A 21,064-nucleotide genomic window follows, 5' to 3' on the forward strand; every position below is an offset into this window, starting at 1 on the left:
CAAGTTTCCTGAATTTTCAGGCTAACTTTGCAAACCCTTTGGCGCAAGTGCCTAGAGACCGAGCTGCTTCTCGCGCCAGATGACGCTGCCGATTGCAAAAATCGCCAGGATCGAGGTTGCCAGCATCAGCCACAGCAGGGGCATTGCGCCAGTGTCGCGAGTCAGCAAAGCACCTGCCCAGGCGCTGAGGCCTGCGCCGCCGCCAAGCATGATCGCCCCGCTGAGTCCCGAGGCCGTGGCGGCCAGATGCGGACGGACGGACAGCGCTCCTGCTGTTGCGTTGGGGATCGACATGCCATTGCCCAGCCCGACAAATGTCATCAGGCCGAAGAAGCTGAGCGCAGTGCCCATGTCCGCCAGAAACAGGGTGGCCGAAATCAGGACGCCGATGGCGTTCAGCCAGCAGCCCCACAGGACCATGCGATTGACCCCAAAGCGCACCGAATAACGCCCGCTGATGAAGTTGCCGAAGAAGTACCCAAGGGCCGGGGCCCCGAAGTAAACGCCGACCTCGGCTGCGGTCATGCCGAACACTTCGGTCCCGATGAACGGAGCACCGCCGAGATAGGCGAAGAAGGCCCCAGAGGACAAAGCCGAGGACAGCGAGTAGCCCCAGAAGCGTGGGGAGGTCAGCAGCTCTGGATATTCGCGGAACTGCTGCACCAACGTTTTGCCGCTGGTGGCGGCGGTTTCGCCAAAATCCTGATAGGTCAGCCAGAGGGCGAGGGCGGCCAGCCCGAAAGGCAGCCAGAAATTGGCTTTCCAACCGAACGCTTCTTCGAGCAATCCGCCGACCGCGGGGCCGAGCATCGGGACCACGGCCATGCCCATTGTGACATATCCCAGCATCGAGGCTGCCTTGTCCTGCGTGTACATATCCCGCACAGCGGCTCTGCTGAGGACGATACCCACCACGATCACCGCCTGACTCATGCGGAAGGCCAGAAATATCTCGATCGTCGGAGCGTAGATGCAGCCCAGCGTGGCCAGCAGAAACAACCCGAGCCCCCACAGCAGGACCGGTCTGCGCCCCGCTTTGTCGGCAAGCGGGCCGATCAGGATTTGCAGCACCGCGTTGACCAACAGATACAGCGCAATCGACAGCTGCATCGTCTTGTAGTCGGTTTGGAAATAGGTCGCCATAAAGGGCAGGCTGGGCAGGTACAGGTTCATGCTCAGTGCCGACAGGCCCGACAGCAACACAAGCGTTGCAAGGGTGGGCGGTGTACGACTGACTGAGGGTGTGCTGAACTGCATGGTTCACCTTTAGAGCCTGCGCGCAGGAATTACCATCTGCTGTTGCGGCTTGTTGTGTTAATTAGCAATTTTGCATTTTTTGCAAGATGTGTTGCGGAAGATTTGCAAATTTGCGGAAAATGTCTTTGGCCTATGCCCTGCTGCCGCTATGGTCTGGCAAAATTCCATAGGGGACAACCGTCATGAAAGATATCCTTTCCGAGCTTGAAGACCGCCGCACCAACGCCCGGCTTGGCGGTGGGCAGAAACGGATCGATGCGCAGCACGCGCGTGGCAAGCTGACCGCGCGCGAGCGGATCGAACTGCTGCTCGACGAAGGCAGCTTTGAAGAATTCGATATGTTCGTCAGCCATCGCTGCACCGAGTTCGGAATGGAAAAACAAAAGCCTGCTGGCGACGGCGTTGTCACCGGCTGGGGCACGATCAATGGCCGTATGGTCTATGTGTTCAGCCAGGATTTCACCGTGTTTGGCGGCTCGCTGTCGGAAACCCACGCACAGAAAATCTGTAAGATCATGGATATGGCTGTGCAAAACGGCGCGCCGATCATCGGCATCAACGACTCGGGCGGTGCGCGCATTCAGGAGGGCGTCGCCTCGCTGGCGGGCTATGCCGAAGTCTTCCAGCGCAACGTGACCGCATCAGGCGTGGTTCCGCAGATCAGCGTGATCATGGGGCCCTGCGCGGGCGGGGCGGTCTACAGCCCAGCGATGACCGATTTTATCTTCATGGTGAAAGATTCCTCGTACATGTTCGTCACTGGCCCTGATGTGGTTAAAACCGTGACCAATGAGGTGGTAACGGCCGAAGAGCTGGGCGGAGCATCGACCCACACCAAGAAATCCTCGGTGGCCGATGGCGCGTTTGAAAACGATGTCGAGGCCTTGGCCGAGGTGCGCCGTCTGGTCGACTTCCTGCCGCTCAACAACCGCGAGAAGCCGCCCGTGCGCCCGTTCTTTGATGAACCCAACCGGGTCGAAACCTCGCTGGATACGCTTATCCCGGAAAACCCGAACTCACCTTATGACATGAAGGAACTGATCACCAAGATCGCCGATGAAGTTGATTTTTACGAGATTCAGGAAGACTTTGCCAAGAACATCATCACCGGCTTCATCCGTCTGGAAGGGCAGACCGTTGGTGTTGTAGCCAACCAGCCCATGGTTTTGGCCGGGTGTCTGGATATCGACAGCTCGCGCAAGGCGGCGCGGTTCGTGCGCTTCTGTGACTGTTTCGAAATCCCGATTCTGACGCTGGTGGACGTGCCCGGCTTTCTGCCCGGGACGCAGCAGGAATATAGCGGGGTGATCAAGCATGGTGCCAAGCTGCTTTATGCTTACGGGGAAGCGACGGTGCCGAAGGTGACCGTGATCACCCGCAAAGCCTATGGTGGTGCTTATGTTGTGATGGCCTCGAAACACCTGCGCGGTGATTTCAACTATGCCTGGCCCACGGCTGAGATTGCGGTGATGGGCGCGAAAGGTGCGACCGAGATCATCCACCGCGCAGACTTGGATGACGCCGAGAAGACCGCGCAGCACGTTGCCGATTATGAAGACCGTTTTGCCAACCCGTTTGTGGCGGCAGAGCGCGGCTTTGTGGATGAGGTGATCATGCCGCAATCCACCCGCCGCCGTGTGTCGCGTGCCTTTGCCAGCCTTCGCGGCAAGCAGCTGAAGAACCCGTGGAAAAAGCACGACAACATTCCGCTTTAAGGGGTCGCTGCGACGCTCTGCTGTTCATGACCAACTCTGCCAGACATAACCCGGCACGCGCCCTTGGGGCGAAGCAGCCGATGCCAGCGGGACGAGCCCGTCTTGGTCGGGCCCGTGCCTGGACCTGTGCGGCCTTGGCCGCATATATGGCGGGTCCTGCAGCGGCGGATCGTCTTTTGCCCGTGCCGTCCGGCCAGCCGGTGGAACTCAGCAATGTTCTGCTGGACCACAATCCCGGTGAGCTTTGGCTGCGGTTCCGCTTTATCGCCCCGAAGATCGGGTCGACCGCCGGGCGTATCACCTATGATGTTGCGGTAATCGATATGGAACATCTGTGCCAGACGCTGGCAGTTCCCTACGTCGCCCAACATGCACTTGAACCTGCGCGTGTGGTGATCTCGTTTTCGGATCGACCTATCGAGTTCGGTACCTCGGAGCCTGATGCAACTCAGTTCTTCGAGGCCTACCGGCTAGAGCAATCCACGTGTATCTGGGAAGGGCTCTGAACATGGCAAGTCTCAATGTCAGGGTATCTCAGGTTGAAAATCACTGGAGGCGCGTATGACCGCTCTGTCCCCGCAGCAAGATGGCTTCTGTCGTCTTATCAATACCTTCTCGAAACGAGCCCCGATATGCTGAAACATCGCGGTTTCCCCGGTCGCCTCTCAGGTACCGATTTCCAATTCACCATCCGGCGCGCCAATCCCAAGGGTGTGACGCCGTTGACCCGTCGTGAACGCTTTCGGGATCGCAAACCTGCGGACAAACGCGCCGATGCGGCGTTCATGGAGGCTCTCTGGACCCATTTTGGTGATCAGCCGTTTGAACGCGGCAATCTGGACGCCGGGCGGCTGAGCTGGCTGTTCGGTCGAGAGGTGATCGCGGCGGAAGATCCGTTTGATGCGGCCAGCTATGACGCTTTATTGGTGATTGACCCAGATGCCGCGCGCCAATCGTTTCCCGAGATTTTCGACGGGATGGGCTGAGTGTGTTGAACGGGGCCGCACATAACCTGTTTCCGGGTCATGAAAAAGTGACCCTGCCCGCGAGCGGGCAGGGTGCTGTGCGTGCTTCAGAAGTTCAGCTGTGCAGCCAACTGAATACGGCTGGCGTCGAAATCGTCACCAGAGATCGTATCGTTCCGCTCGCCGTAGATGTATTCGGCGCTGAGCGTCAGGTCGTCCGTCAACTGGTAGAAGGCGTTCACGTGGATCGTTTCCAGTTCGGTGAACGACAGCGTGCCGGTCGAGGTCGGCAGGTCGTAGTCCTCGTAACCATATGCGATACCAACGTTCCACTTTGGACCCAACTGCTGACGCAGCTCCAGGGTAAAGCCGTCAACATCGTTGGCCTCGCCGCCGACGACAGCATCACCCAGACCGATCAGCCAAGGGCCAAGCGCTTCACCGGTGACATAGTTGGCCTGAATCAGGCCGCCTTCCCACAGGCGGGCCGAGGCGGAAAGGGTCAGACCCGTCTGATCAACTTCGGTCCCGTCCCCTTCGGCCTTGCCGTAGAGCAACGCGCCGCGTGCGATGTATTTGCCGTCATTGTATTCGGCAGACGCGGTGAAGACCGGATCATCCGAATCCGACCCGCCGACATTCTCTTCGATCGAGACGGCAAATGTGGTGTTCGAACCAATGGTATTGGTGTAGCGCACCTGCGGGACACGCGCAAAAGCGATACCGACGGGGCCGTTGAATTCGACCGAGGTCGGATAGGTGTCAAGCGGCTGGAAGTTGGTCCAGTACTGGCCGATCAGCCATTGTTCACCGATGCGGATGTTGGCGTGGCGGATGCGGAATTCGGCCGTGCCGTCCGATCCGAACGCGTCGACCTCAAGCTGGCCTTGGATGTCACCGACACCCGACGGGGTGCTGGTGCGCAATCCGATGCGCGACTGACGAACCGTAGCGCCAAAGGTGCCGCTGGTCGCCGCCGAGGGCTCGCCCACGACATTCACGAACGCCGTGTCACCCTGATCGAAGTCGAAGTCATAGAAGAAGTCAGCTTTGACATAGCCATAGACGTCCAGCGTCGTATTGCCGATCTGCAGATCACCCGTGCCCGATCCGGGATTGGTGGCCTCCAGTGCTTCGACCCGAGCGCGCAACGCGTCCAGTTCAGCCTGTGTCTGAGCATCTTGCGCCAAGGCTGGCAGACCGGTCGCGGTAAGCGCGCTGGCAGCAAGCAGGCTTGCGGTTTTACCCTTAAATATCATGGGGATACTTCCTTGTGTGCGAGTGTGCAGGGCCAACGTTTCACGCAAGCCTCTGCGATGGAAATCACCAAATCGGGAGGGAATCACCGCGAATGCTCAAGCAAACGTGTCGAGAGCTCTCATCGCTGTCACAGGGGCGTGACGCGAGCGCGTAAGTTGCTGCGCAAAAGGTGTTTTTCGAGGCAGGTACACGTGATCCGCCGTGATCATGAGAACGCCACGGTTGGTCAATCGCGCACTATTTGTAACGGGAATGTGACGGCATCCCTGGCTTTGACCGAATTTGGGCCTAAACCCGGCATAGGCGCAAATTTGCGCGGGCTTTTGCCAGATGGGCAAGTTTCAGCCGGAAAGTTGTTTGGAAACAATGTCTGGTTTGCGCCCATAATTGTACCGTGCATTTTGAATGCGCAGTGCGGCACTACTTTGCCTGCGTCGCACAAGCACCTACTATTCCGTACCCCTTCCTTCCGCGGGCAGGCTTGTGAACCCCACATGGTCCTGCCCGCGTTTTTCTTTCCTGAAAACACAACCGAAAAGCGGCAAAAAGCTGCGCATAAGGCGGAATCACGTCATTTGATATTGCATAACAAGGCAGGCTTTCGGCATGTGGCTGAAAACAAGTCAAGGAACCTGAAAGGGCAGTACCTATGCAAAACTCAAGAATTCTTCTCGCGCTTGCGACCTGCGCGGGCCTCGCGGCCTGCGGTGACACGACCGGCGAACAGGCCATCATCGGCGGTGGTGCCGGTGCGGTCGGCGCGGCGGTTCTCAGCGCGGACCCGCTGCTGGGCGCGGCCGTTGGTGCCGCTGGCAACGTGCTGTATTGCAAAACGCAGAACAACTGCAACTAACACCGATTTGATCGGGGCCATTCGGACCCCGTCGGTCATCGCGCATCACGCCGTCGTGGGGCTTTCGCCCTGCGGCGGCGTTTTGCGTTTCCAGAACACCAAGACAAAGGACGTTCCATGTTCAACAAGATCCTGATCGCCAACCGGGGCGAGATCGCCTGCCGTGTCATCAAGACCGCGCGCAAAATGGGTATCGGCACCGTTGCCATTTACTCGGACGCCGACAAGAACGCCCTGCATGTCTCGATGGCGGATGAGGCGGTGCATATCGGCCCGCCGCCTGCGAACCAGTCGTATATCGTGATCGACAAGGTCATGGATGCCATCCGCCAAAGCGGCGCGCAGGCGGTGCACCCCGGCTATGGCTTTCTGTCCGAGAACTCGAAATTCGCCGAGGCGCTGGATGCCGAAGGCGTCGCCTTTGTTGGTCCGCCTGTCGGTGCGATTGAAAGCATGGGTGACAAGATCACCTCGAAGAAGATCGCGCAGGATGCAGGGGTTTCGACCGTGCCCGGCTATATGGGGCTGATCGAGGATGCGGATGAGGCGGTCAAGATCTCGAACGACATCGGCTACCCGGTGATGATCAAGGCCAGCGCCGGGGGTGGCGGCAAGGGGATGCGGATCGCATGGAATGATGAAGAGGCGCGCGAAGGCTTCCAGTCGTCCAAGAACGAGGCCGCGAATTCCTTTGGCGACGACCGGATCTTCATCGAGAAATTCGTGACCCAGCCGCGCCATATCGAAATTCAGGTTCTGTGCGACAGCCATGGCAACGGCATCTATCTGGGTGAGCGTGAATGCTCGATCCAGCGCCGGAACCAGAAGGTGGTGGAAGAGGCACCGTCGCCGTTCCTCGACCCCGAGACGCGCAAGGCGATGGGCGAACAGGCGGTCGCCTTGGCCAAGGCGGTGAACTATGCCAGCGCCGGGACGGTGGAATTCATCGTGGACGGGGAAAAGAACTTCTACTTCCTTGAAATGAACACACGCTTGCAGGTGGAACACCCAGTCACCGAGCTGATCACGGGGGTCGATCTGGTGGAACAGATGATCCGCGTTGCCGCTGGTGAAAAGCTGACCATCACACAGGACGATGTCACGCTGACCGGCTGGGCCATCGAAAACCGTCTGTATGCCGAAGACCCGTATCGCGGCTTTCTGCCCTCGATCGGTCGTCTGACCCGCTATCGTCCGCCGCAGGAAACGGCTGCTGGCCCGATGCTGGTCAATGGTAAATGGCAGGGCGATGCGCCCGAAGGTCCGTCCGCTGTGCGCAATGATACCGGCGTCTATGAAGGCGGCGAGATCAGCATGTATTACGATCCGATGATCGCCAAACTCTGTACTTGGGCTCCGACCCGCGAACAGGCGATCGAGGCGATGCGTGTTGCCTTGGACAGCTTCGAGGTCGAAGGCATTGGCCACAACTTGCCGTTCCTGTCGGCCGTGATGGATCATCCGAAATTTGTCAGCGGCGACATGACCACCGCCTTTATTGCCGAGGAATATCCTGAGGGGTTCGAAGGCGTCGACCTGCCGGGGGCAGACCTGCGTCGCATCGCGGCCTCGTGCGCCGCAATGCATCGTGTGGCCGAGATTCGCCGCACGCGCGTCTCGGGCCGAATGGATAACCACGAGCGCAAGGTTGGCTCTGATTGGGTTGTCACGCTGCAGGGCGAGGAGTTTGCCGTTTCCATTGATGCGGATAAGGATGGGTCGACGGTGACCTTCGCTGATGGGACCACGTCACGCGTCACCTCGGACTGGACGCCCGGAGATCAGCTGGCCGTGCTGGAGGTCGATGGCAGCCCGCTTGTGCTGAAGGTTGGGAAGGTCTCTGGCGGGTTCCGCATCCGTAACCGGGGCGCGGATATGAAAGTGCATGTGCGTACACCGCGTCAGGCTGAACTGGCGCGCATGATGCCCGAGAAGCTGCCGCCTGATACCTCGAAAATGCTGCTCTGCCCGATGCCCGGTCTGATCGTCAAGATTGATGTTGAAGTGGGGCAAGAGGTTCAGGAAGGCCAAGCGCTGTGTACTGTCGAGGCGATGAAGATGGAAAACATCCTGCGCGCCGAGAAGAAGGGCGTGGTTTCCAAGATCAATGCGGGCCCCGGCGACAGCCTCGCCGTGGATGATGTCATCATCGAGTTCGAGTGATGATGTCAGCGCTTTCGCAATATCAAACGGAGTCTCCGGCGCTGCGCGCCGGGCCCTTCGTGCGTGGCGAAAGTGCTCAGCCGCCCTCGCGCCGTTCGCGGATCTCGCGTTCGCGGAGGGGGGTTTTGTCGATAGACCGACCGATCTCGCGCACGCTCCAGGGCGAGGGCTTGCGCAGTTTGACCACGCCGTCTTTGTCGACAAACACCATCTGGAATCCGCGCGGACGCAGCTGCGACCGGATCGGAGACCGCGCCGAGGGGTCGGTGTCAGTCAGAACCACAACATCGCGATCCCGCATTGCCGCCTCGCCGTCCATGAGCATGTCGATCTGCTGCTGGAACCGGGGATCAGCCGGGGTGTCTGAAAACACAACGATGGGGCGGTTGACCCAAAGGAACTCGTCTAGTGTGCTGTCCCCGACGGGCTGCACAAAGGCATCATCTGCGGGTGCCGACCCGTCGGCAGCCATCGCAGCCAGCGGGAATAAAGCCGAAAAAACAAGGGCAAGCGTGCGTGTCATATGGCCTCCTGTTCCCTTGAATATAGCCGTTGCCCGGACGAATGCGACTGGCGAAATGCCTTTGTGCATCAAAAAATTGCGCGTCACGTTTCAGCCCCGCCAAAGCACAGGTCCCTTGGCGCGTGTCACGTGCGGTTACGCAGCGGTTGCGCAGATCAAGAAGGAAAGCGGATGGACGTGATCCTTCACTTTGGGGCGCATCGCTGCGCGACCTCCAGTTTTCAGGAGTATATGAGCGCCAACAGCGCGGACCTTGCGCAAGAGGGCATCGGCTATTGGGGCCCCGAGCGCACGCGCGAGAACGGCTTGAACAGCCTGCGGGACCTGACACCACAGGCGCACACGCGGATCCTGCATGATCTGCGGCTGTGCGAACAAGGCGGGGTTCGTCAACTGATCATCAGTCAGGAGAATTTCGTCGGTACGATGAGCGGTAACTTCCGGCTCAAGTCACTTTATCCCAAGGCGAAAGAGCGCGCGCAGCGACTGGCCGAGGTATTTGACGCTCGGGTAATCAAAATCGCCCTGAACATAAGGGCACAGGATGCTTATTGGAGCTCGGCTGACGCCTATTTGACCAAGCGGGGCCACGCCCCAACCACACCCGATAACTGGAGGCAGATTGTCCGCAGCATGCGGCGCTGGCAGGACGTTATCTGTGATATTGGCGGTGCGTTTCCGAATGCCTGCCTGCAGATTTTTCCGTTTGAAGACTTCGCGGGGCGCCCACACGATCAATTGCGTCTGGCGACCGGGCGCAATGCGCCACGCAGTTTCAGCGATACATGGCGAAACGCGGTGCGTGCCGCGCGCAAGCACAGTTTCAAACCCAAGCAATCCGTCAAACTGCTCAGCGATTACGCTGAGGACCTTGACTGGCTGGCCTCTGGGGCCGGTGGGCTGGCGCGGCTGATGCACCTTACAAACACCAATTCCGGCGGGCAGGACCCGGCCGAAACCCGAATCGACGAGAGGAATCCGATATGACTGATACCAATGACTGGCGCGCGCTGGCCGAGAAAGAGCTGCGCGGACGCTCGTTAGACGAGTTGACCAAGGAAACGCTGGAAGGCATCGACGTCAAACCGCTCTATACGCAGGAAGACACTGCGGATTTACCTCATATGGGCTCTTTGCCTGGGTTCGGGCCGTTCACACGTGGTGTAAAGGCGACCATGTACGCCGGTCGCCCGTGGACGATCCGTCAGTATGCGGGATTTTCGACGGCCGAGGAATCGAACGCTTTCTACCGCCGCAATCTGGCTGCGGGTCAGCAAGGTGTTTCGGTTGCTTTCGATCTGGCGACGCACCGGGGGTATGACAGTGATCATCCGCGTGTTGTCGGGGATGTCGGCAAGGCTGGCGTCGCGATCGACAGCGTCGAGGACATGAAGATTCTCTTCGACGGCATTCCGCTCGACAAGGTGTCGGTGTCGATGACCATGAACGGTGCGGTGATCCCGATTCTGGCCAATTTCATCGTGGCGGGTGAGGAACAGGGGCATGACAAGGCAGTTCTGTCCGGCACCATTCAGAACGACATTCTGAAAGAGTTCATGGTGCGCAACACCTATATCTACCCACCTGAGCCGTCGATGAAGATCATCTCGGACATCATTGACTATACCTCAAACGAGATGCCCAAGTTCAACTCGATCTCGATCTCGGGCTATCACATGCAAGAGGCCGGGGCGAACCTTGTGCAGGAGCTGGCCTATACGCTCGCCGATGGCCGCGAATACGTACGCGCCGCGACGCAGGCCGGGATGGACGTGGACAAGTTCGCTGGACGTTTGTCCTTTTTCTTTGCCATCGGCATGAACTTCTTCATGGAAATCGCCAAGTTGCGCGCTGCCCGCACGCTGTGGCACCGGGTGATGACCGATTTCGGGGCAAAATCCGAACGCTCCAAGATGCTGCGAACCCACTGTCAGACCTCGGGCGTATCGCTGCAGGAACAGGACCCCTATAACAACGTCATCCGCACCGCTTATGAGGCGATGAGCGCGGTTCTGGGCGGCACCCAGTCGCTGCACACCAACGCATTGGACGAGGCCATTGCGCTGCCCACCGATTTCTCAGCACGCATCGCGCGGAACACGCAGTTGGTGCTGCAGGAAGAGACCGGTGTGACTGACGTGGTCGATCCGCTGGCGGGCTCTTACTACATCGAAAGCCTGACCAATGAACTGGTCGAAAAAGCCTGGGCCTTGATGGAAGAGGTCGAGGACATGGGCGGCATGACCAAGGCCGTCGCCAGCGGAATGCCGAAGCTGCGGATCGAAGAGAGCGCGGCCCGCCGTCAGGCGATGATCGATCGCGGTGATGAGGTGATCGTGGGCGTCAACAAATATCGCAAGGAACAGGAAGACCCGATCGATATTCTGGATGTCGACAATGTCGCTGTGCGCGAGGCTCAGGTTGCAAGGCTGGAACGTATCCGTGCCACCCGCGATGACGCCGCGTGCCAACAAGCTCTGGACAACCTGACAAAGACCGCCCGCGAGGGTGGAAACCTGCTGGCTGCTGCGGTCGAGGCCGCCCGCGCCCGCGCATCCGTAGGAGAGATCAGTATGGCAATGGAAAAGGAATTCGGCCGTCACCGCGCCGAAGTGAAAACTCTGGCCGGTGTCTATGGCGCAGCCTACGAAGGGGACGAGGGTTTCGCGGCGATTCAGAAATCTATTGAGGATTTCGCCGAGACCGAAGGCCGCCGCCCGCGTTTGCTGGTGGTGAAGATGGGGCAGGACGGACACGACCGTGGGGCCAAGGTGATTGCTACCGCCTTTGCGGACATTGGCTTTGACGTAGATGTCGGGCCGTTGTTCCAAACGCCCGCCGAAGCGGCGCAGGATGCTGTGGACAATGATGTGCATGTGGTCGGAATTTCTTCGCAGGCCGCCGGGCACAAGACGCTGGCCCCGCAACTGGTTGAAGAGCTGAAAAAGGCTGGTGCTGAAGATATCATCGTCATCTGCGGCGGTGTGATCCCACAGCAGGATTATCAGTTCCTCTATGATCACGGGGTCAAAGCGATTTTCGGCCCGGGCACCAACATCCCCGAAGCCGCGCAGGACATCCTGCGTTTGATCAACCAAGCGCGGGCATAGACCAAGATTTTTCGTCGAAAAATCTTATGCTACAAAATCTTCGGTGAAGATTTTGTAATTGGGGACGCTTATGAAACTGGATCATCTGGCCGTGGCAGGTGCATCGCTGGAAGAGGCTTCGGCCCATATCGAGCAGGTACTGGGCGTGCACTTGCAGGACGGCGGCAAGCACGAGAAGTTCGGAACGCATAACCGGCTTCTCGGCCTGCGGGACGGGCTGTATCTTGAGGCGATCGCAATCGATCCTGATGCCCCCAACCCGCAGCGTACACGCTGGTTCGATCTGGACCGGTTTGCCGGGACGCCTCGCTTAACCAACTGGATTTGCAGCGTCCCTGATATCCACGCGGCTCTGACCATCTTCCCCGATGGGGTGGGTCAGCCGATTGATCTCAACCGGGGGGCGCTGCGCTGGCAGATGGCTGTGCCCCCCAATGGGCGTTTGCCTTACGATAACCTCTTCCCGGCACTGATCGAGTGGCAAGGCGATCTGCATCCGACGCAGATGCTGTCGGACAGCGGCTGCCGTTTGCGCCGACTGGTCGTGTGCCATCCGGATGCGCTGGATCTTGCAAAAGCGCTGGGCGCGTTGGAGTCCGTTGTGTTTGACAGCGGCCCGGCAGCATTAAGGGCCGAAATCGAGACACCTCATGGGGTGCGCGTGCTCGAATGAACATTCGGCAGGCGAAGGTCGAAGACGCGCCTGCGATAGCTGAAATCGCAAACAGCACGATACGCGACACATTGTTCACCTTCACGACCGACACGCGCGGAGCCGAAAGCGTGGCCGCGGATATCCTCGGCCGGGGGCCAGCCTACCTGGTGGCGGAGCGTGACGGCGTGGTCGCAGGCTTTGCCACGTATGGCCCTTTCCGATCAGGACCGGGCTACGCGCAATGCCAAGAGCATTCGGTCCAGTTGAGACCTGCTGCCCGGGGGCAGGGCGCGGGCCGCGCGCTGATGGAGGCATTGGAGGCGGTTGCGATAGAGCGCAATGTGCATGTCCTGATTGCAGGCATTTCCTCCGCCAATCCGGCAGCGATCGCTTTTCATTCGGCAATTGGCTTCGAACAGGTTGGTCTGATGCCACAGGTCGGGTTCAAATGGGGGCAACGTCTGGATCTTGTGCTGATGCAGAAAATACTCGGCCCGCAGTGATCTGTCGCACCTGACAGTTGCGCCAAGGCGCGCTAGGGTGCGCTCATGTCGATCTGGACCAGAATAGCCGACGCGCTGAACGCGCTTGCCCAAGGCGAAAGCCTGACCGCAGTTTTCGAGAAACTGCGAACGCCGCCCGAACGCTCGGTGGCCTTTGCGATTGCAGTCGTGGCACTTGGGGCAAAAATGGCGAAGGCTGACGGTCAAGTCACACGTGACGAGGTCACCGCCTTCCGCGAGGTTTTCCGGATCGCGCCCGAAGATGAGGACGGCGCGGCCAAGGTGTTCGACATGGCCCGAACCGATGTCGCGGGCTATAAGGATTATGCCCGCAAGATCGCCGGAATGTTTGCAGAAGACAGCACAACACTCTGCGATTTGATGGAGGGGCTTTTTCACATCGCCATGGCCGATGGGTTCTATCATCCCAACGAGAACGAGTTCCTGGAAGAGGTCAGTCGTATTTTCGGCCAGACCGATGCGCAGTTCATGGCGCTGCGCGCGCGCTTTGTGCCGGATGCGCCAAAAGACCCCTACACGGTGCTGGGTGTGGCCCGCGACGCGCCGCTGACCGAAATTCGCAAGGTTTGGCGTCAACTGGTGCGCGACACACATCCCGATGCGATGATCGCGCGTGGTGTCCCGGAGGAAGCGGTGCGGCTGGCCGAGAAAAAGATGATAGACATCAACCGTGCATGGGATGAAATCAACGGCGCCAAAGCCTGATCCATGCGGCTGGCGACCTACAATATCGAATGGTTTGCCAACCTGTTTGACCGCAATGACGATCTGATCGTCGATGAAAGCTGGTCGGGGCGTCACGATGTGACCAAGGCCAGACAGATAGAGGCGATCGCGACAGTGCTGACGGCGATTGACGCCGACGCTTTGCTGATTGTCGAGGCGCCAAACACCGGGAAAACCCAAAACACCGTGCGGGCACTGCAGAACTTTGCGGATGCGTTCAAGCTGCGTACGAGTCAGGCAATCATGGGGTTCGCCAACACCACCCATCAGGAATTGGCGCTGCTATACGATCCCGATATGCTCAAACCCCGCCATGCGCCACAGCAAGCGGATAATGCACCCCGTTTCGATGCCGAGTTCCGCATTGATCTGGATGTGGATGCAACCGAGGATCGGGTGCAGTTTTCAAAGCCGCCGATGGAGTTGGCCGTCACGACGGCTTCGGGCTTCGCGTTCCGCCTGATCGGAGCACACCTGAAGTCCAAGGCCCCTCACGGGGCGGGATCACGGGATGAGATGATCCGGATATCCATCGCCAACCGCCGCAAGCAACTTGCTCAGGCTGTATGGCTGGCGCGGAGAGTCGAACAGCATTTGGCTGCGCAGGATTCTGTTATCCTGTTGGGCGATCTGAATGACGGGCCGGGCCTTGATGAGTTCGAACATCTGTTTGGCCGCTCGTCGGTCGAGATCGTTTTGCAGGCGGGGCTCCATGACCCCCATGCGGCGCGTGCGTTGGGACCCCGGCCCGGTTCGATTCCGGCCACGGCGCGCTTTGCGCGCCCTGACGAGGGGCGCTATCTCGAAGCCTTGTTGGATTACATAATGATCAGCAAGGATCTGGAAGCTCACACCCCCAATTGGCGCATCTGGCACCCGTTCCGCGATGCGGCCTGTTGGCGGGCACCCGAACTGCGTGAGGCCTTGCTTGCGGCGTCCGATCATTTCCCGGTCACGTTGGATATCGATTTGTAACCTTTCAACCTGCATCGGCCTTGCCTATATTATTCGCATGCGACGATTGATATTGACCTGTGGGGCGTGCGCCGCCATGGCCTTGCCTGCCCAGGCTGAGGACGACACAGCTAAGTCTTTGATGGAGCGCGGTGCCGAGCTGTTTCTTGAAGGCCTGAGGCAAGAGATGGAACCGGCGATCGAAGATCTGCGCGGCTTTGCCGACCAGCTTGGTCCGGCTTTGCAATCCTTCATGCGGGAAATGGGGCCTGCCCTAGCGGATCTGGCCGGTCAGGTGCAGGATTGGAGCGCCTATGAAGCGCCTCAGATGCTACCAAATGGCGATATCATCATCCGTAAAAAGCCTGCGGTGCGACCCGAAGAAGAGGTGCCGCCCGAGGCGCCTTCGGACGGGTTTACGGATATCTGACTATCCACGCAGGATGACGCGCGGATCAGATTTCAGCGCCGATGCCAGCGATTGAAACCGCGCCTCTGCTACCTCATTGAACAAGGGTCCGGCGGCCTTTGGAAGACGAAGTTCAAGTTGTTGTTTTTTGGGATAAAAGCGTAGCTTCCCCATCGTTGCATCGTGCTGCATCCATAGCATCGCGCCAAAGCGCAGTGCTTTGCCCAGAATTTCGGCCTGTTCCTGCCCGCGCTCATCCAGCAGCTCATATAAGTCCACGAACCGACTACCCTCACGCTTGTTGCGGTACCTGTGCTGAAGCGCGAGACCGATGAATATGCGTTCCGAGTGTTTGATCCCGCTCATGTTGGCGCGGGTGACGTATTCGAAACAGGCCTCGGCCCGATAGTCGGGATGCGCGCGCCAGCTGACATCATGCAACAGGCAGGCGGCCTTTATCAGGCGCACGCGATGCTCGGGGGCCGAGCGGAACAGAGGCATCACAAATTCGAACAGGTGCTTGCCATAGCCCGGCAGGCGCGCGTCTTTGGCCTCGGCAAAGCGACAGGCCTCGATCAGTGGGTCGCGGTCGCGCAGGCGTTGGGGCATCTGCTCATACAGCAGGCCTTCGCGGATGCCATAGCTTGAGATGGCGATGTCCTTGGGCTTGAAGGTGCGGATCAACCGGGTCAGCACGTCCATTGCGTAAGGGATCAGCGCCATGCGTGAGCCTGAAACCCCCGCCTGCGCGCGCAGGTCTTCGGGGTCGTGTTTTTCGATGAATTTTATGGTCTCGCGCACCTGGCTCTGTGTCATGCGGTATTCGTGCAAGACGTTCAGCGGATAGCCGCTGCGCAGCATATCCAGCCGCGCAAAGGCGCGCCAACTGCCGCCAACCAGAAACAGACGATCGCGCTGGGGGCCCATGCGGTCACGCATCTCTTCCAGCGTTGTCTTGATATATGCCTTGCGGGCCTGACGGCCGCCTTTGATGTCGCGCAGCTTAAGCGGCCCAAGCGGCGACGTCATGCGGCGCCCGACTTTGCCACCGCCGATTTCGGCCAGTTCCACCGAAGATCCGCCGATATCGCAGATCAGCCCGTAAGCGCCGGGCCAGCCCAGCAGAACGCCCTGCGCGGAGAGGCGGGCCTCTTCCTCGCCATCGACGACGTTGATGATCAGGCCGGTCTCGGCTCTGACCTGTGCGCAGAATTCGGGCCCGTCGCTGGCTTCGCGCACCGCGGCGGTGGCGACCGCGTGCAGAGCGGGCAGGCCAAGATCCTTGGCAAGGTATTGAAACCGCTGGAGTGCAGCCAGCGCGCGTTTGCGCCCCTGCGGGTTCAGGCGCCCGGTCTCGGACAGGCCCGCGCCCAGTTCGCACATCACTTTTTCATTGTAAAAATAGGCAGGAGAGCGCGCCGCGCCGTCAAAGATCACCATCCGGACCGAGTTCGATCCGATATCGACAACCCCGACCCGTGACAGCGCGCGCGCGCCGGGATCTTCGAACAAGGGCTTTCCGAACAGCCCGTGATCGGGGAAATCGGTTTCGGCGATTTTGGTCATGGTGTCCCCAGGTATTCATTGGCGTCAGGATGCGAGATCGCCCTGCGGCGGTCAATTGCACGCATCCGATTGTTCCGCTTCTGTGTTCAATAGGCGTACCGCCAGCGCACGGGTGATGTCGCGCTTTTCGCTCAGCGCAATCTCGTCCAGTTGCTCGACCATTTGAGCTGCGGCTTCGAAACTGCGGTCCATGTGCTTGACCAGATAGGCAATCACATCCGGCCCCGGGTTCAACTGACGGTCGGTAAAAAGCTTTGCCAGCACGGCCCCCAGCAACGCGTCGTCGGGGGTCTCAAGGGCCACGTGATGCGCGCCTTCGACGCGGCTTTGCAGATCGGCCAACGGCAGGTGCCACAGATTCGGAGCCGAGCGGCCTGTCATCAGCAGCGCGTGCCCTTCGGCCAGAACCAGATTATGCAGGTGGAACAGGGTTTTCTGCTGCTCGGCATCGGCGGCGATCAACGGCACGTCTTCGACGGCGACAGGCGCGCGCGCCAGACCGGGAACTTCGTCATGACGCAGGGCTGCTGCCTGCACAATCCGCCCGCCGGTTTCAGCCGCCCAGACATGAGCCAGATGGGTTTTGCCCGATCCCGCCGGGCCGCTGAGCACCAGCTTGTTGCCGGGCCACGAGGTGGCCGAGATCATCGCGACCGCCAGCGCGTTGGCAGGCGAGACAAAGAAATCCTCGCGGCCCAAGGCGGTCTTGGACGGTAGATCAAAGCTCAGCTGAGTGGCCATTTATTCGTCGTCCTGCTGCAGCCCTTCGAGACCTGTGTAGAGGCGACTGTTCAGGTACTGCTGGGTCGCAAACCGCGCCAGTACCCCTAAGGCGGCGGCCACCGGAACGGCGACCAGCATGCCGACAAAACCAAACAATGCGCCAAAGACCGAGAGCGCCAACAGCAGCCAGACCGGGTGCAAGCCGACCGAACTGCCCACCAGTTTAGGGGTCAGGAAGTTACCTTCGGTGACTTGCCCGATCGCGAAGATACCCGCAACCATGCCAACATGGGCCCAGTCGCCCCAGAACTGAAATAGGGCCAGCCCGATGGCGAGAGTGCCCCCGATCAGCGCGCCCAGATAGGGGATGAAAGTCACCAGCCCTGCGATGAAGCCGACGATCAGGCCAAACTGCAGGCCGACCAGCATCAGCGCCACCGCGTAATAGGTGCCAAGGATCAAACAGACCGTGCCCATACCGCGCACGAAGGACGCAAGAACCGCATCGATCTCAGTCGCCAAGCGCTTGATGGTGGGGGCGTGATCACGGGGCAGCAGCTCTCCGATCCGGGTGATCATCCGGTCCCAGTCCATCAGCATGTAAACGGCTACCACCGGCACGATGACCAGCAGTACCACGACGTTGATCGCCGAGCCGAGCGACGCCAGGACGCCCTGCAGCACATCGCCGGTTTTGGATTTCAGCGTTTCCCCGAACGAGACCAGCATCTGATGCGTATTGGATTCGCGGTCCAGAAGTGACGGGAACTGCGTTTCGACAAAGGTGCGCAGTCTTTTGAACAGGCTGGGCAATATGTCGATAAGGTCAAGCAGCTGCGTGATCAGCGCGGGTACAACCATCAGGATCATCAGCACGAAGCCCAAAACGCCGACGACCGTGATGATGCCGGTGGCCGCCATGCGCGAAAGCCCCAGCTTTTCCAGACGGTCGGCCACGGGATCAAGAAAATAGGCAATTGCCCCGCCGATAACGAAGGGCAACAGCACGTCGCCCAGCAGGTACAAAAGCACAACAAAGACAACAGCGGCGATGCCCCAGTATCTGAACTGATCCTTCACCGGCAAAGCCATGGCGCATTCCCTTGTTGCACAGCGTTGCCGTGTTCTTGGCCCATGATGCCCCGCGATGCAAGCGGATCATGGGGCACGGTTTTTGCGTCTCAGTCGGTCAAGGTGCCCAGTTCGGGCGTGTCCTTGGTGGCCGCCTCATCAGGCCAGTTGGTGCGCCAGATCTCGGCCGACCAATGGCCGCAATGCACCGATGGCCGGTCAAAGCCGGGAAGGGCAGGCAGCAAAGGTGTGACCACCACATCATGGCGGGGCACAGCGAAATAGGGGAAGGAATAGCGCTCGCACCCCGAGCGATTAACCACGCGATGCGGAGTCGATTTCAATCGCCCGCCGGACCAAAGCTCCAGCATGTCGCCGATATTGACCACAAAGCCTACGGGCGGGCAGTCGGGCGTGATCCAACCGCCATCACGCGTTTGCACCTCAAGCCCTCCCACCGGGTCGGGGGCGATAATGGTCAGCGCATCCGTGTCCTTGTGCGGGTGAATGCCATAGCCGCGCTCATCCGGGGCCTGCGGAGGGTAGTGCAGCAACGTCATGTTGGTCATCGGGTCGCGGAACGCATCGCGCAGCGTGCGCGGCGTCAGGCCCAGGCCGGTTTCCAGTGCGCGCAGCAACAGATCGGCCACCCCGTCCAGTTGTTGCCAATAATCAAGGATGATATCGCGGGCCTGCGGCACCTCGGCGGGCCAGAGGTTCGGGCCATAGAGTGCGCAATCCTGCTGGATCGGCGCATCCTCGGGCACCTCATGGTGCAGTTTGTAGCCTTCGTATTTATCCGCCGTGCCCGAGCCATCATTGGGCGAGAAAAACCCCATCGGGATATAGCCACGATAATTCTCGCGGGTGATCGCTTGATCCCATTTGCGCGCCTCATCGACGTCGAAGATCGCGCGGACGACCTGCCGGACCTGATCTACAGTCTGCGGAGATATGCCGGTACCGGTGATCGACAGAAACCCGATGCCGGTGCAGGCCTCCATGACCTGTCGGACGGTCTGGTCATAGGATGCGCCAGCGGGATCGGCCAGCGGCGAGATGTCGATGGTCGGGATGTGCTGCATCAGGCGATCCTGACCCCTTGGCGTTCAAGTTCCCGATGCACCGGTGCTAGGTTCATGCGGTCAAGCTCCTGATTACTTTGCAGCGATACGGCAGCAGCGATGCCCGCTCCCTGACCCATGACTGCGCAGCAGGCCATGTTGCGCGTCGCCGCGTGAGCCACCCGATCCGCCCCGTGCGAGCGGCCCGCGACCAACAGGCCCCTTATTCCTTTGGGCAGCATCGAGCGGTATGGAATCTGCATATACCGCCCCGTCGTCGGCAGGATCAGGATGCCATAGCCGTCGATGAATTCGGGGTAGATGCCGATCGTATCCTCGAACCGGCCCTGATGGCGAGCGTCATCCTCGGTCATATTGTAAACGGCGTCGATCTTGCGCGTGTCGCGGATGCCGATGGTCATGCCGAAATTGCGCAGACGGGCGTTTTCGCACCCGGGCATGAAGCGCCGCAGGGCCTCAATTGCCAACATGGACTGACGACGCCCTTCGATCTCGCCGCGCGTCATGCTGTCGGGGTCGGTGCCGTCGATCTGATCCAGATGGATCAGGTTCATGTAGGTCAGCTCTCCGGTATCGTGCATCGCCCCCCAAGTGCCCGCGATGGTGTTCAGATGCGGTGGGATCAGGCCCTGATCGATGGCCTGCTGGAACGGTTTGTGGACGAAGGGCGAGAACATGTCGTCCTCTTTGCCCGAAGTTTCGATGTTCCACTCACCGCCGCCGCCCCAATCTTTGTAGGTTTGCGGATCAGCTTTGACGCCCTCCATAAAGGCGCGCTTGTCGACACCGGCCAGATGAAACATGACCGAGGCCGCCATCATCTTCTCCGGCGCAGTCTTATGCGTCGGCGCGCCCGCGCGATGGGCCACATCGGCATCGCCGGTGGCGTCGATCACGACGCGGGCCAAAATCGCCTCGCGCCCGGCCTTGGATTCGGTAATGACGCCGGTGATCCGATCCCCTTCCATAATCGGAGCGACGAATTGCCGGTGCAGCATGGGATGCACACCAGCCTCTTCGATCAGACGATCGGCGACCAGCTTGAACCCTTCGCTGTCCAGTTCATAGCTGAGCGATTGGCTTTCGGGCACCGCGGCACCCATTTCCTTGGCGCGGGTCTCAAACTCCATGCCGATGCCGCCTGCCTCGACCGTCTGTTCGTGGCGATACCAGGCAAAACCCTCGACCCCCACGGCGGTGATGTTGCCGCCCATGCAGCCGAACCGGTCCATGATTGTCACTTCGGCCCCAGCACGGGCGGCGGCAAGGGCGGCGGCGAGTCCGGCGGGGCCGGAGCCCACGACCAGAATGTCGGTTTGGTGAACAATCGGGATTTGCCGGGCGGGTTCGGTAATGGTCTGCATCGGGGCCTCACGTTTCTAAGTTTCCGACACATTTTATTTTCCTGACTGACGGGTCAACAAAAATTGCGACGTGCCGGCGGTCGCAAAAACGCCAAAGCATGATTGCCCCCGGCGGGGCTTTGGCATAATCACCTTTCGACG

Annotated in this window: 20 protein-coding genes; 12 read left to right on the plus strand and 8 right to left on the minus strand. The window is 59.9% G+C overall.

Annotated elements, in window-relative coordinates; genetic code table 11:
* Window positions 1–51: 51 nt before the first annotated feature.
* The gene (locus ACR3EN_RS10305) at window positions 52–1,257 is read right to left on the minus strand and encodes a multidrug effflux MFS transporter (RefSeq protein ID WP_480822809.1); all 1,206 of its coding nucleotides are present in this window, start codon (window positions 1,255–1,257) and stop codon (window positions 52–54) included.
* A 182-nt stretch (window positions 1,258–1,439) separates the two neighbouring features.
* On the opposite strand from ACR3EN_RS10305, the gene ACR3EN_RS10310 reads away from it, so the two are divergent.
* The 3 genes from ACR3EN_RS10310 to ACR3EN_RS10320 all read left to right on the plus strand — a co-directional run bounded on the left by ACR3EN_RS10310 (window position 1,440) and on the right by ACR3EN_RS10320 (window position 3,958).
* On the plus strand, window positions 1,440–2,972 hold the full coding sequence (locus ACR3EN_RS10310) for an acyl-CoA carboxylase subunit beta (protein WP_480822807.1): 1,533 nt from the start codon (window positions 1,440–1,442) through the stop codon (window positions 2,970–2,972).
* Window positions 2,973–2,998: 26 nt separating this feature from the next.
* Window positions 2,999–3,478 carry a DUF6497 family protein gene (locus tag ACR3EN_RS10315; protein ID WP_480843276.1) on the plus strand — a complete coding sequence of 160 codons (480 nt, stop codon included), beginning with the start codon at window positions 2,999–3,001 and terminating at the stop codon, window positions 3,476–3,478.
* Window positions 3,479–3,604: 126 nt separating this feature from the next.
* Complete coding sequence (locus ACR3EN_RS10320) at window positions 3,605–3,958, plus strand: hypothetical protein (protein WP_480822803.1); 354 nt, start codon at window positions 3,605–3,607, stop codon at window positions 3,956–3,958.
* 86 nt (window positions 3,959–4,044) lie between these two features.
* Here the strand turns inward: ACR3EN_RS10320 and ACR3EN_RS10325 are convergent, their stop codons facing one another.
* Entirely contained in the window at window positions 4,045–5,196 is a 1,152-nt protein-coding gene (locus ACR3EN_RS10325) for a DcaP family trimeric outer membrane transporter (protein ID WP_480822801.1), read from the minus strand.
* A 650-nt stretch (window positions 5,197–5,846) separates the two neighbouring features.
* Here ACR3EN_RS10325 and ACR3EN_RS10330 point away from each other — a divergent pair.
* Together ACR3EN_RS10330 and ACR3EN_RS10335 are read left to right on the plus strand one after the other, a co-directional pair.
* Window positions 5,847–6,050, plus strand: coding sequence for a hypothetical protein (locus tag ACR3EN_RS10330; RefSeq protein ID WP_480822799.1), 204 nt, complete (start codon window positions 5,847–5,849; stop codon window positions 6,048–6,050).
* A 117-nt stretch (window positions 6,051–6,167) separates the two neighbouring features.
* On the plus strand, window positions 6,168–8,213 hold the full coding sequence (locus tag ACR3EN_RS10335; protein ID WP_480822797.1) for an acetyl-CoA carboxylase biotin carboxylase subunit: 2,046 nt from the start codon (window positions 6,168–6,170) through the stop codon (window positions 8,211–8,213).
* A gap of 76 nt (window positions 8,214–8,289) precedes the next feature.
* Here ACR3EN_RS10335 and ACR3EN_RS10340 read toward each other — a convergent pair whose 3' ends face one another.
* Window positions 8,290–8,736 (minus strand): DUF4174 domain-containing protein, encoded by a 447-nt coding sequence (locus tag ACR3EN_RS10340; protein WP_480822795.1) that lies wholly within the window; start codon window positions 8,734–8,736, stop codon window positions 8,290–8,292.
* 171 nt (window positions 8,737–8,907) lie between these two features.
* On the opposite strand from ACR3EN_RS10340, the gene ACR3EN_RS10345 reads away from it, so the two are divergent.
* From ACR3EN_RS10345 to ACR3EN_RS10375, 7 genes are all read left to right on the plus strand, one after another.
* Window positions 8,908–9,723: a hypothetical protein gene (locus ACR3EN_RS10345; protein ID WP_480822793.1), complete on the plus strand. Its 816-nt coding sequence runs from the start codon at window positions 8,908–8,910 to the stop codon at window positions 9,721–9,723.
* A complete protein-coding gene (gene scpA, locus ACR3EN_RS10350; RefSeq protein ID WP_480822791.1) occupies window positions 9,720–11,846 on the plus strand; it encodes a methylmalonyl-CoA mutase in 2,127 nt (708 codons plus the stop codon). Before ACR3EN_RS10345 ends, scpA begins: the two co-directional genes overlap by 4 nt.
* A 70-nt stretch (window positions 11,847–11,916) precedes the next feature.
* Window positions 11,917–12,519 carry a VOC family protein gene (locus ACR3EN_RS10355; RefSeq protein ID WP_480822789.1) on the plus strand — a complete coding sequence of 201 codons (603 nt, stop codon included), beginning with the start codon at window positions 11,917–11,919 and terminating at the stop codon, window positions 12,517–12,519.
* Window positions 12,516–13,004, plus strand: coding sequence for an N-acetyltransferase family protein (locus ACR3EN_RS10360; protein ID WP_480822787.1), 489 nt, complete (start codon window positions 12,516–12,518; stop codon window positions 13,002–13,004). The genes ACR3EN_RS10355 and ACR3EN_RS10360 overlap by 4 nt, the downstream gene beginning before the upstream one ends.
* A 45-nt stretch (window positions 13,005–13,049) precedes the next feature.
* A complete protein-coding gene (locus ACR3EN_RS10365) occupies window positions 13,050–13,730 on the plus strand; it encodes a TerB family tellurite resistance protein (protein ID WP_480822785.1) in 681 nt (226 codons plus the stop codon).
* A gap of 3 nt (window positions 13,731–13,733) precedes the next feature.
* Window positions 13,734–14,726 (plus strand): endonuclease/exonuclease/phosphatase family protein, encoded by a 993-nt coding sequence (locus ACR3EN_RS10370; protein ID WP_480822783.1) that lies wholly within the window; start codon window positions 13,734–13,736, stop codon window positions 14,724–14,726.
* Window positions 14,727–14,802: 76 nt separating this feature from the next.
* A complete protein-coding gene (locus tag ACR3EN_RS10375; protein ID WP_480822781.1) occupies window positions 14,803–15,135 on the plus strand; it encodes a hypothetical protein in 333 nt (110 codons plus the stop codon).
* On the opposite strand, the gene ACR3EN_RS10380 is transcribed toward ACR3EN_RS10375, so the two are convergent.
* From ACR3EN_RS10380 to ACR3EN_RS10400, 5 genes are all read right to left on the minus strand, one after another.
* Window positions 15,136–16,680, minus strand: a complete 1,545-nt coding sequence (locus tag ACR3EN_RS10380; RefSeq protein ID WP_480822779.1) for a Ppx/GppA family phosphatase — start codon at window positions 16,678–16,680, stop codon at window positions 15,136–15,138. It lies immediately after the preceding gene.
* A 51-nt stretch (window positions 16,681–16,731) separates the two neighbouring features.
* Window positions 16,732–17,421: an HdaA/DnaA family protein gene (locus ACR3EN_RS10385; protein WP_480822777.1), complete on the minus strand. Its 690-nt coding sequence runs from the start codon at window positions 17,419–17,421 to the stop codon at window positions 16,732–16,734.
* Window positions 17,422–18,495 carry an AI-2E family transporter gene (locus ACR3EN_RS10390; protein WP_480822775.1) on the minus strand — a complete coding sequence of 358 codons (1,074 nt, stop codon included), beginning with the start codon at window positions 18,493–18,495 and terminating at the stop codon, window positions 17,422–17,424.
* 89 nt (window positions 18,496–18,584) lie between these two features.
* Window positions 18,585–19,559 carry an isopenicillin N synthase family dioxygenase gene (locus tag ACR3EN_RS10395; protein WP_480822773.1) on the minus strand — a complete coding sequence of 325 codons (975 nt, stop codon included), beginning with the start codon at window positions 19,557–19,559 and terminating at the stop codon, window positions 18,585–18,587.
* The gene (locus ACR3EN_RS10400) at window positions 19,559–20,923 is read right to left on the minus strand and encodes an FAD-dependent oxidoreductase (protein ID WP_480822771.1); all 1,365 of its coding nucleotides are present in this window, start codon (window positions 20,921–20,923) and stop codon (window positions 19,559–19,561) included. Before ACR3EN_RS10400 ends, ACR3EN_RS10395 begins: the two co-directional genes overlap by 1 nt.
* Between the last annotated feature and the right edge of the window lie 141 nt (window positions 20,924–21,064).

It is taken from the genome of Ruegeria sp. G7, assembly GCF_056535465.1.